The 12772-nt window shown below is 33.3% G+C and carries 7 protein-coding genes; 6 read left to right on the top strand and 1 reads right to left on the bottom strand.

Translation table 11 applies throughout. The annotated features are described in order from the left end of the window. Window positions 1–36 precede the first annotated feature (36 nt). The gene (locus V6256_RS09460) at window positions 37–318 is read right to left on the bottom strand and encodes a peptidylprolyl isomerase (RefSeq protein WP_341597967.1); all 282 of its coding nucleotides are present in this window, start codon (window positions 316–318) and stop codon (window positions 37–39) included. Between the two features lie 152 nt (window positions 319–470). Between V6256_RS09460 and htpX the strand changes: the two genes are divergently transcribed. The 6 genes from htpX to V6256_RS09430 all read left to right on the top strand — a co-directional run bounded on the left by htpX (window position 471) and on the right by V6256_RS09430 (window position 11633). Continuing rightward, window positions 471–1346 (top strand): protease HtpX, encoded by an 876-nt coding sequence (gene htpX / locus V6256_RS09455; RefSeq protein WP_341597996.1) that lies wholly within the window; start codon window positions 471–473, stop codon window positions 1344–1346. Window positions 1347–1478: 132 nt separating this feature from the next. After that, complete coding sequence (locus V6256_RS09450) at window positions 1479–2444, top strand: ABC transporter substrate-binding protein (RefSeq protein ID WP_341597966.1); 966 nt, start codon at window positions 1479–1481, stop codon at window positions 2442–2444. Continuing rightward, on the top strand, window positions 2437–4920 hold the full coding sequence (locus tag V6256_RS09445) for a putative bifunctional diguanylate cyclase/phosphodiesterase (RefSeq protein ID WP_341597965.1): 2484 nt from the start codon (window positions 2437–2439) through the stop codon (window positions 4918–4920). The genes V6256_RS09450 and V6256_RS09445 overlap by 8 nt, the downstream gene beginning before the upstream one ends. Next, a complete protein-coding gene (locus V6256_RS09440; RefSeq protein ID WP_341597964.1) occupies window positions 4921–6633 on the top strand; it encodes an autotransporter assembly complex protein TamA in 1713 nt (570 codons plus the stop codon). It begins immediately after the preceding gene. Further along, window positions 6630–10565, top strand: a complete 3936-nt coding sequence (locus tag V6256_RS09435) for a translocation/assembly module TamB domain-containing protein (protein ID WP_341597963.1) — start codon at window positions 6630–6632, stop codon at window positions 10563–10565. Before V6256_RS09440 ends, V6256_RS09435 begins: the two co-directional genes overlap by 4 nt. Before the next feature lie 252 nt (window positions 10566–10817). Beyond that, window positions 10818–11633 (top strand): hypothetical protein, encoded by an 816-nt coding sequence (locus tag V6256_RS09430; protein WP_341597962.1) that lies wholly within the window; start codon window positions 10818–10820, stop codon window positions 11631–11633. The last annotated feature ends 1139 nt before the right edge of the window (window positions 11634–12772 follow it).

Below are 12772 nucleotides of genomic sequence, written 5' to 3'. Positions count from 1 at the left end.
TAAAGCGGTTTTTTATTAACATCGAAAGTTTAAATATTAACCTTCGCGTTTAGTTACTTCTAATAAGTGGTAACCAAATTGTGTTTTTACTGGGCCTTGAACTTCACCAACAGGTGCACTGAATACAACTTTATCAAATTCAGGAACCATCATACCAGGACCAAATTCACCTAAATCACCACCTTGTGCACCAGATGGGCAAGAAGAGTGTTGTTTAGCTGCAGATGCGAAATCACCACCTGCTTGAATTTCATTTTTTAGTTCGATACATTTTTCTTCAGAGCTTACTAAGATATGACGAGCTTGTGCTAATGCCATGTTTACATTCCTTAAATAATAAAAAGTGCGTCGATTGTAACGGGTGTTTGATCAGGGTGCAAATGCGCATAGATAGGTTTATAAATATTTCTTGCATAATCAACTAAAAGTCATATTCTTGATTCATATTAATTTCAATTTTTGAGGTAATGATGAAACGTATTGGATTATTTTTATTAACCAACTTGGCGGTAATATTGGTACTAAGTGTTGTATTGAGTATTGTTTTTTCAGCAACCGGCACAAATTCTAGGAGTATCGGAGGCTTATTGATTTTGGCTACTGTATTTGGATTTGGTGGCTCCTTTATATCGTTAGCGATGTCTAAATGGTTAGCAAAAAGAAGTACTGGTGCCGTTGTTATTACACATCCACAAAATGCAACGGAGCAATGGCTAGTTGATACGGTTGCTCAACAAGCTAAACAAGCCAATATTAAAACGCCAGAGGTAGCAATCTACCAAGCCAATGACATCAATGCCTTTGCAACAGGGATGAAAAAAAATGATGCGTTGGTTGCGGTAAGCAGTGGTTTATTAAATCACATGACCCGAGATGAAGCAGAAGCTGTATTAGCACATGAAATTAGCCATGTTGCAAACGGTGATATGGTGACACTAACCTTAATCCAAGGTGTGGTGAATACTTTTGTTATTTTCCTTGCTCGAGTTATTGGTGGGTTTATCGATAATGCAATGCGTAATGGTAATGGCAATAATTCAGGGCGCAGTTTTTCATATTATATCATCGTCTTTGTATTAGAAATGCTGTTTGGTGTGTTAGCGAGTTTGATCGTGATGTACTATTCTCGACAAAGAGAGTTTAGTGCTGATTATGGTTCGGCTTCTTTAGTAGGTAAAGCTAAAATGATTGCTGCTTTGAGAAGATTGCAAGCAGGTGCAGATCCTCAGCTTGAAGGGAGTTTAATGGCTTTTGGGATAAAAGGTAAAAAGAAAAATAACTTGTTTATGTCTCATCCACCCTTAGAAGAACGTATTAAAGCATTGGAAAATAGTCAAATTTTATAAAAATAATGACTGGTTTTTGCCTACTTAGTTCAAAAAAACAGCATGCATAACTCCCCATGCTGTTTTTTTATTTGTTTACCTGTAAAATTAACTATCTTTTAACATCTGTTATTTTTTGAAAATGAACCTAATATGATTAATCTGATCAAATGGCTTGCGATATCTTGTGTCGTAGCAAGCGTTGTTAGTTGTAAGCCATATGAAAAGCCTATTAATATTGGTGCAGCCCCATGGCCGACTTTTGAGTTTGCTTTTTTAGCCAAACAATTAGGCTACTTTGATGAGCAGCAATTTACTTTATTAGAACTCACTTCCTCAACCAGTGTTATCCAAGCCTTCCAAACCGGTAAGTTAGACATCGCCTTTTTATCTTTAGATGAAGTACTCACTTTAGTTGCATTAGGAATCGACCTTAAAATCGTATCAGTGATTGATAGCTCTAAAGGTGGTGATGCATTACTTTCAAAACAAAAAATTAATCACTTATCAGAACTTAAATTTAAAACGATTGGTTATGAAAACAAATCAGCCGGTGCTTTATTATTGGATGAGGCATTTACCCTATCATCATTAAATAACCAAACAGTAGAGCTACTTGAAGTTAAGCAAAACGAAGCTAAGCATGCTTATTTGAGTGGTAAAGTTGATGCCTTAATCGTCAAAGAGCCGATTAAACAGGAGCTATTAGCCCTCGGTGCGCATGAAATTATTAACTCAACTATATTAAGAGATCCTATCGTTAATGTGTTAATCGTTAGCGGTAAAACATTTAACGAGCGTGAAGATGATGTTGTCAATTTTGTAAGACAATATTATAGAGCGCATCTTTTTTATCAAAAGAACAAAGAAGAGGCACGAGCAACCATTGCTGTTCGCTTACAGCTTTATCCTCATCTTTTTGAAAATGCCTTAACGAATACCCAATTCATTACCGCTAAAAATTCGTTAATGCGTTTGTCAGGCCAACCATCTAATCTTGAGTATTTAGCGAGTAAACTAAGTAGGTTTATGATAGAAAAGAGGATGCTAAGCCAAATACAAACCGATTTCGATACTTTAATTTCACCACGTATTTTAGAACGGGCTATATATGAATAAACTGCGAGGGCTTTCTTTAAATATCATTATTCCTATCATTGTATCTATTATATTCATTTTATTTCAAAGCGTAGTCCTTTATTTTGAATATATTCAGTCTCAAAAAACTCTCTATACTCAGTCAGAACAACATGTAAAAGGCATTGCAGGACAATTACAAACAAGTTTGTCTAATGCTTTAATGCGTTTAGAGAAATCACAAGCACAAGCAGATATTTCTACTGCCGCATTAGATGAAAATATAAAAACCATTGCGATTATCGATGAAAATCAACAAATAGTACTGAGCAACAATTTTCGTGAACGCTTTATGTTTGCTAAGTTGCAATTAGCTCAGTATGACGGTCAATATTTATCTCAAGTGATAAATGGCAACAAAATGCTGGTGATGTATCAACAGAATATTCAAGAATTAGTTGTTTATGCACCATTACAAATGATTTCTAAAGGGAATAGTCTTAATCGTAAATATAATGGTGTTATTTTTATTCGCTACTCTTTGGCGAATGCTTATCGTGTATTGAGCCAAGAAACACAAATGCGACTTGTTAAGTCATCTATTATTCTGCTGATCAGCATTTTATTACTTGCTTTTATCAATTATAAACTGATTATTTCTCCACTTAACAAGGTCGTAGGATCGCTTAAAGAATCAGACACAAATGGAAAAGTAAGCTTAAATGGTTTAGGTGAAGTAGGTAAATTGCAATGTCATTTAAATGAAATATTTGACGCTATGAATATCAATATGGATAAACTGGCCGCCGATGAAGAGCGTTGGGTTTATGCCATTAATGGTTCTCAAAATGGTGTATGGGACTGGGATATCACCAACGATAAGATCTTTTATTCAAACCGTTGGAAAGAGATTTTAGGTTTCGATCAAGATTATCAGTTCGATAATGATGTTATGGAATGGGAAAGCAGAATTCACCCCGATGATGTTTATGAGTTACATCAAGAATTAGCGGCGCATTTTAACGGTCGTAAACCTTATTTTGAAAGCGTACAACGTATTCTTGCTTTTAATGGAGAGTACAAATGGATCCTGAGTCGAGGCCAAGCTATTTCATGGGATAAAAATGGTAATCCTTTACGTATGGTGGGTACTATTATTGATTTAACTTCTTATAAGAATATGAATCATAAAATTCAGTACTTAGATACTTTGCATAAAATAACTAATTTACCCAACAGACAACAGCTTATTTCTCGTATCAAAAAAGAAAGGGCGCGTATTCATAACGCTGAAATGTATGGCTCGGTTATCTTCATGTCTAGTTGTCAGTTTCATATTGTTAATGAGTTAGAAGGGCATAGTGAAGGCGATAAACTATTAGCCGCAATCGCTGAAAGACTTACAAAACATAAATCTATTGCTGATTTTATTGCGCATATTCAAGGTTGTGAATTTGCCATCGTTCTACCAGACTTAAGTATCAATAAGTCTTATGCTAAACATGCTACCAAACAATATATCGATGAGTTACAAAAGCTCCTCACACAACCTTTTAAAATTCAAAATAATGAGACGATTCTCCCTTTTTGTTTCGGGGTAACTTTATTTCACCTTGAAGATACAACACCAGAGGATATATTACGTCAATCAGCAATTGCTATGAAAACGGCTCAGGAAAGCCAAGTAAATTGTGTTACCTTCTTTACTACAACTTTAGAAGAAAAAATTCATAAAGAACATTTTTTACAAAATGATATTCGTAAGGCATTGGAAAATAGAGAGTTTAAATTATTCTTCCAAGCTCGCGTTGACTCAGACGGCAAATTAGTTGCTGCAGAAGCGTTATCTCGCTGGTATAGAGGTGACTTAGGTTGGAGTAATCCTTCAGATTTTATTCCAGTCGCAGAATCAACAGACTTAATTATTCCGTTAGGTAATTGGGTTATACGTGAAGCATTCGATGAATTAGCTAGGTGGGTTAATCAGGGACTGCCGTATTCTTTTAAGCATTTATCAATCAATATTAGTCCAAAACAACTAATGGATATAAACTTTATTCCCAATATCAAGCAACAATTGAGCGAAACCGGTATTGACGCTAAATTAATAGAGCTTGAAATAACAGAAAGTGTGGTTCTTAAAGATATTGAGTTGAGCATTAACAAGCTCGTAATATTACGTGGCATGGGTTTCAGTATTGCTATCGATGATTTTGGTACAGGGTATTCTTCTTTCTCTTATTTAAGTAAACTGCCTGTAAACGTATTAAAGATTGATCAATTTTTTATTAAAGATGTATTAGAAGAAAAGAATCAAAAAATTATTGTGACTTCCATTATTGATATGGCGCACTCCTTAGAGTTAACCGTGGTCGCAGAAGGTATAGAAACAGAACAACAATTTAAATTTTTAACAGAGAAAGGTTGTCAACAATTCCAAGGGTTTTATATTGGAGAACCAATAACGGCTGAGAGTTTTCGTACTAGCCAGTTTTTAACACAGTCAAATAGATATTAAATGAAAAAAATTTACCCATTTTACTTATTAAGTTGTTTGTCATTCAACCTTTATGCAGATATAAGTTATGAAGTTGAAGGTACTGAGAATGAACAAGCTATTGCGAATATAAATGTTTTTTTACAGTCTCTGTCTGAACCAGACGATGCTGATAATCAATCTTTTATTAATGAAGTTATCGTCACAAGCCAGCAAAGTTTAATTGCACTAGGTTACTATCAATCTGAAATATATGGAACAGTTAGTGGAGAAATAGATGATCAAGTCGTTACGTTAGATGTGAATTTAGGACCGCAAACAACCTTAAAAACAGTTGATGTACAATTAACTGGCGATGCAGTCAATGATAGAAATTACAAACGCTTTTTAGATAATTTTCCAATGCAGGAAGGTGATCCGTTGGATCATGGTGTTTATGAATCGACTAAATCACAATTTAAAAGTTTAGCGCAACGCTATGGTTATTTTGACTCTAAATTTTTAAAGTCTTCAGTAGAAGTACAACAAAAGCAAAATACAGCTTCTGTGTATCTATGGTTTGATAGTGGTGTGCGTTATAACTTTGGACAGTTAATTTTTGACGAACAAACCCCTGCTGAAAAATTCATAAGATCCTTAAAAAACTTCGAAGAAAATGAACCTTTTGATACCAGCGTGCTTAATGAATTTAACCAAGATTTAAATCAAACCGGTTACTTCAAAAGCATCACAATCTTACCGAATATTGATGAGCAAGTAGATAATAATATTCCTCTACATGTGTATACCTTTATGCGACCAGAAGATTCATTCAATGCAGGTTTTGGATATAGTACGGATGAAGGGTTACGTGGTAAATTTCGCTGGTCTAGACCTTGGATAAATCAATACGGTCATTCGATAGAAGCAAACATTACCGGTTCAGTACCTAAACAAGAAGCGACCTTAACCTATAAAATTCCATTAGAAGATCCCCTCTATAACTACTTTTCTATTCAAGCTGGTTATAAAATGTTGGATCAAAATGATACTGACACTAAACAGTATGTGGTTGGTTTTAATAAACATAAACGTTTAGATAATGATTGGTTACGCACCTTATATATTCGTTACGATAATGAATCTGGGGTGCAAGGACAGCAAACTTTCTCCACAGCATTGATATTACCAGGTATTAGTTTTAGTCGAACTCGTAGTCGTGGTGGTATTAATATTGACTGGGGTGATAAACAGCTTTTCTATTTTGAGTTTGCAGAAGACAGTATGTTATCTACTGATGATGTGATTAAAGTTTACGGTCAAACAAAATGGATTAGAACTTATAGTGGCCATCAATTTGTCGTTTCCGCTGAAGCAGGGGGCATCTTTGCAGACTCAATTTATAATGTTCCTTCTTCGATGCGTTTCTTTACTGGTGGTGACCAAAGTATACGTGGCTTTGGTTTCGAGGAAATAGCACCAAGAGACTCTCAAGATTATTTAGTGGGAGGTAAATACCTTGCAACCGCAAGTTTCGAATATCGTTTTCCAATTGCAGAGAGTTGGAAATTTGCAGTCTTCTCAGATGCGGGAACTGCAACTGATAAATTCAACTCTGATGAGTTATCAATGAGTGCTGGAGCCGGTGTTGTATGGGCTTCCCCTGTTGGGCCTATTCGTTTTTATGTTGCCAAACCGCTTACTGATACCGATGACGCATATAAAATACATTTTATGATTGGGCCTGAATTATGAAGAAGTGGTTACATTATTCTGCTAAAACACTTAAATATTGTTTGTTTTTTACACTTTTTGTATTGGTACTTTTGGTTTGGTTAATCAATACTAATATAGGTAACTCGCTGGTATTTAAAACCCTGCATAAGATTGAACCCAATTTAAATATTACTCTAACAGAAGGGAGTTTACTATATGCTCCCTCTTTTGAGCAGATTCGCTGGCAGCAAGATGAAATGTTAGTTGAACTAAATAATGTTAGCTATGATTTTGATTGGAATTGTTTACTAAAAGAGTTTTGTGTCAATACGTTAAAAGTGGACAGTGCAACAATTAATATTCCGGAAAGTGAAGAAGCTGAAGTTGAAGAAGAAACTGATAGTGACCAACCTTTTGTTTTAACTTTTCCACTTCCAATTCACATTAAAGCATTGGACATAAAAGATACGAATGTAAAAGTTGCTGGCTTAGAGATTGATTTAAAAAGCTTATTTTTGAAATTCGATGGCATTGACAATGATATCACTGTCGATACCGCTATTGATGGGTTAACAGTTACATTACCAGATGCAGAAGAAGGTTCTGAAGTAGCTGCAACGAGTAATAGTTCAACAAAAATACCCGAAGAACTCCCTGCGATTTTAACTGACGGTGCTCTACCTGAAGTAGTTTTACCTTTCAACCTGACTGCTAAAAGTATTAAGCTTAGTAACTTTAACTTAATACAGGATGAAAAAGCACTTACTACTATCAACCAATTAGAGACTGATTTTACTTATTTTGGCTCAGCGATTGATATTCAACAATTTGTATTAGATGTACCAGAAGCGAATGTTGATCTTGATGGAAAAATAGATCTTAGTAAACGCTATGCAATGGATTTAAATGCCAATATTGAAGTAAAAGATGTTAAACAATTAACGCCTGCATCTATGTTAAAAGGACAGAAAATACAGCTGTCTAGTAAAGGTGATTTAGGGCAATTAGAAACAAACATCGAATTATCTAACTTAATTAATGCATCACTTACTAATAAGGTCGACCTTTACAGTAAAAATTTACCTCATAAGCTTAACGTTTCATGGCAAGAATTTAACTGGCCTTTAAAAGGAACACCAGAAATAACGATTAAGAATGGTTTAGTATCAAGTAATGGTGATTTAAGTAATTATCAGCTGCTTGTAAAATCAGATTATGCATTGCCTGATTTACCTAATGGTGAAATCGACTTATCCGGACAAGGAAACTTAACCTCTCTAGACCTAAAACAACTTATTGTCAAAACATTAGAGGGCGATATAACTTTAAAAGGTAATTTAGGCTGGGCTAACAATATTAAATGGTTAGGTGATTTGTCTATTAATGGCCTTAATTTTCAAGAGTTAAGTGAAGAATATCCAGCAGAGTTAAGCGGACATATTGAACAATCAGTCAGCATTCCTTTAAATGATAACAATCAACCAGCTTGGGCATTTGAATTACCGACGATAGATTTAAATGGTTCGTTCTTAACTCGACCTCTTTCTATTACAGGGAAGGTCAAAGGTGATGAAAAGAATGGATTAAATATAGACAACTTAAATATTCTCAATGGACAGAATACTATAAAAGCTAATGGTAAAGTCGCAGATAAAAGTGATTTGATATTAGACTTAGACATTCAAGATTTAAGTAAGATTGTCGTAAACAGCATGGGTAGCATTAAAGGGAAAGTGCTTGTTGAAGGTAGTCTCGAAAAACTTGAAATCACTTCTGAGCTAAACGCTACTGAACTGCAGTACCTCAATGATAAGGTAGAGTCACTTAATGTTAATGGCAAAACAATATTAGGGGATTTGCCGGTTGCCACACTCAATGTCGCAGCAACAAATTTACGAGTTTCAGATCAAAAAATAGATGATGTGACTGTCGTTGTCGCACCGAAAAATATCTCTAAAAGCTCTGTGCAGCATGATATTGACTTAGCTGTAAATAGTAAAATGGGAAGCAGTGAATTAGAAGTTGAATTTACTCAAGCGCTTAAAAGTTGGGAGGCTGCATTAAATAACGGTTTAATTAAAGTTGATGATAATATTTTAAGATTAGCCGAACCTTTTACAGTATCAATGCAAGGGGAATCAGTTAATTTGACAGAGCATTGTTGGTTAATAACCAATACAACTAATGCTAAAAACGGTGATCTTTGTGTCAAAAAACTGAATGCAAGTGAACAAAATGGCGATATCGAACTGAGTATTGATAATTTTGTCCTTAATGCATTGAAACCTTTTTTCCCTCCTGAACTATCTTTAGAAGGGGCTTTGCAAGCTGATATTGATATGCAGTGGAAAAATGCTAACAAGCCAGATATTAATGTGATTATTGATGGTAAGTCGATAGCAATGAACATTTTGGCTGAAGGTGCTGAGCAAGAATCAATACGTTATCCTGTAGAAACTTTGCATGTTGAATTAAAAGCAGATCAAAAAAGAGCTAATTTTTCATTAAAAGCATTTTCAGAAGGGATTATTGATGCCGATATTGATGGTTATATCAATCCATATCAAGAACAACCAAGCATCACCTCTAACGTAAAATTAATTATTCCTGAGTTTGCTAACTTTTCAATGTTAATACCTGATGTTGAACAATTATCTGGTAATCTGCAAACTGATTTATCGATCAGCGGTTTAATTGATAAGCCGGTAATTGATGGACAGGTATTAATTGCCGATGCTTATGTTAGATCTCCTAGCTCGCCAGTCAAAATATCTGAACTGAATACTCATCTTGATATTAATAAGAATAAGGCGACAATAAAAGGTTATTTCTTTACCAACAAAAGGGAACGAGTTAAAAGAGAAAGATCGATACTTGGTCGAATTGTAAAACTAAAAAATACAGCAATTAGCACTGTCAATATTGCAGAGCATATCGCTAATATAAATGAACCACCAAAATCGACAGCACAAGAAAATGGGCGAGTAGATATTACAGGTGGTTTAGATTGGTCAGATAAATTTACTGCCGATGTAAATTTAAAAGCAGAACAGATGAAGATCGATGATTACACGACAATGGAAATATACCTAACGCCAGATATTGATATTTTATTTAATGATGTATTAAGTATTGTAGGTACCGTTGAAGTTGATCGCGGAAACATCACTATTAAAGAATTAGCACCAGGTGCCGTTACTGTATCGAATGATATTGTCGTCGTAGATTCAGAGGAGATTACAGATACTGATAACCTACCTATTAATATTGATCTGAAAGTAGGATTAGGTGAAGCGTTACGATTAAAAGCAATTGGCTTAGACACTTATGTACTCGGTAATTTATTGGTACGTCAGACTCCTGTAAAAGATCTCACCGTGAATGGCGAGTTAAGTTTTTCCGAAGGAAAATATCAAGCGTTAGGGCAAGATTTAGTACTACAAAATAGTCGTGTTATTTTTCAAGGTGAGCCAGGTGCTCCCTATCTTAATATTGAAGCAATACGAGATACGACTAGTGTAGAAGATAATGTAACTGCCGGCGTTCGGGTAACCGGAACACCTGATGAATTAAAATTAGTTATATTTTCTGATCCATCAATGTCTCAGCAAAATGCCTTATCTTATATAACAACAGGTCAATCAATTGAGTCAAGTGATGGTAGTAATGGACAATTGGCTTCACTATTAATCAGTTTAAGTGCGGGTCAAACTGATGGCATGTTAAATAATATCGGAGATAAATTAGGCATTGAAGATTTATCTTTGGATTCGAGCGGGCAGGGGGATGAGCAATCCGTTGGTCTTAAAGGTACTATCGCACCAGGTGTTGAAGTCAGTTATGGCGTAGGTGTATTTGATTCCTTTACTATTTTTGCTATTCGTTATGAATTATTTAAACGTTTTTATGTAGAAGCATCAAGTGGATTATATCAAGCTGTTGATGCTTATTATGAATGGGACTGGGATTAAATAATTTCAAATATAAATGTGCCTTTATTTATTATTAAAGGCACATTATTTCTTTATCTAACTTTCTTATATTTTTGTTTTATTAATCAACTCTTATTTTTATCTTAACAAACACGTATCTTATAAAATGATAGGGTACTTAGTCGTTATTCATTTTTAATTCTACTTTGATTATTTTTTATATCTGACCTACCTTTTACTTATGTCTGATAAAAATTGATCACAATAATGTGCTTTAAAGTGGAGATAGATATGAAAAATAAATTAATAATAATAGGTTTATTTAGCATACTATCAGCTTCTATTAGTGCCGGTGAACAATGTGGTTTTTCATATTGGATGGAAAATCAAGGTATTACATTTCAAAAACATACTAATAATGCCGCTTATGTTTTTGCTACCTCACATATTAAAATTTCTGTATCGGGCTCTCAACGTGCATATCATCCTGATGAAATTGGTATTGATTGTTTAAACAAAACAAACACTAAAGGTTTAGATTGTCCAATTAATATCGGTTATCCAAATTCTGATCATTGGTCAGAGCGTTTGGTTATCGATCCAATCAACTCAACACGAGCTTATCAGCAAACCTCAGGTAAATATAAAGGCTTCTTCATTTCAAAAACTAAATTAGAAAACAAGCAAGTAACTGATATTAACGATCCAAGTAAATATGTTGATGCTACAAAAATGCCTTTTATTAAATTACCATCTAATTTAATTTCAAATGAAGCATTTGGCCAAATTGGTGACTTAGGTATTAGCATGAATACATTTACTGGCCTTGTTTCAGGGTTTGTTATTGCAGATACAACATTACCTAAAAGTAGATTAGGAGATGTTTCAATTTATTTAGCAGAAAAACTCGGTGTAATAAAACCTAATCCTCAAACAAAAATTGATACAGTGAATGAAGATATTTTATATGTTATTTTTCCTGGCACAGCTAAACTGTATCCATGGCCTTTAAGTAATGAAGAAATCAATACACATGCAATGCAATTACTAGAAAAAACAAGACGATATTGTGAGATGAAATTAGAATTAACTAACGTTATAAATTGAAAGTAGATTAATTAATTTAATGTATCTCGGTATAAAAATGAGTACTAATATTAAAACGAAAAATTATATAAGGGATAATTTACTTCTTATTAATAAAAATAAAAAGGGTGCTTGTAAATATTAAAAAATAAAATAACGATCAAGTTACCAGATTAAATAATATTAATTCCGCCCGTAGATTTTCTTGCTTTGACTATTTCCCTTGCTTTTATCTCAGATTTTAATACACAGCGTATATTATTTAGAAAATACTTTAACAAATCTAGTTATACCAAGGCTTGTAGAGAAATAAATAGTAAAATGAACGACAGTGATAACTCTAGTTTTTGTTTATAAATCAAACCAATTTAGCCATTATTTTTCTATTGTTGCTCTCAAAACCGTTAATATAAGCCATTTTATAAATTACTGGTGATTTTAAGCGCTTATTTATTAGTAAAAGATAAAGGTTAATAAGTATTGTCAGCTAAAATTATTAATAGTTAACGTTAATAATTAGTATCTTAATTCAATCTTTTTATGAATACTTGGATAAAGAGTTAGATAAGAACTTAGATGATACGGTTTAAGAAAATAGTATAGATGAAAACAGTTTAGGTAATAATAAGATTGGAGGTAAATCTATCTACAGTAAACATAAAATAGATTAAATAATTAAAGTTAAACATGTGATTTAATTTACAATTTTCGACAAACGATTTATTTAATCTATTTAGTTAAACCTAGAGTTATCGTTGTTTAATATAACTTTCATTAAATAGATTTCTTAATCCCAATAGATCATTAGGGATATATTTTTAATTTAAACTAATAATATGTAAACGAATTAAGATTAATAATTAATTGAATTTTAATACTTAGCTAATGATTAAAATAATGAGGACTTAAAAGTTTTATCGTTTTAATTTTTGAAATGAAAAAATTACATAATATGTTTGAAGAAAGTAAAAATATTTAATTCGACTTAAGTTTGATAGAGCAGTGAAAGTAAATTGATAAAATTTAATGAATGAAAATTAAAATAGTTAATAGGTTGTTAGATTTCTAATTATTAGAAAGTACCAGATAGACACAAATTATAAACTTTATTCTGGTCAAGTATAACTGGACACCTGACTTTGTAAATTTTCATAGTTAAT

It is taken from the genome of Psychromonas aquatilis (assembly GCF_038155185.1).
GTDB classification, from domain to species: domain Bacteria; phylum Pseudomonadota; class Gammaproteobacteria; order Enterobacterales; family Psychromonadaceae; genus Psychromonas; species Psychromonas aquatilis.
This window is presented reverse-complemented; position numbering and strand designations above follow the sequence as displayed.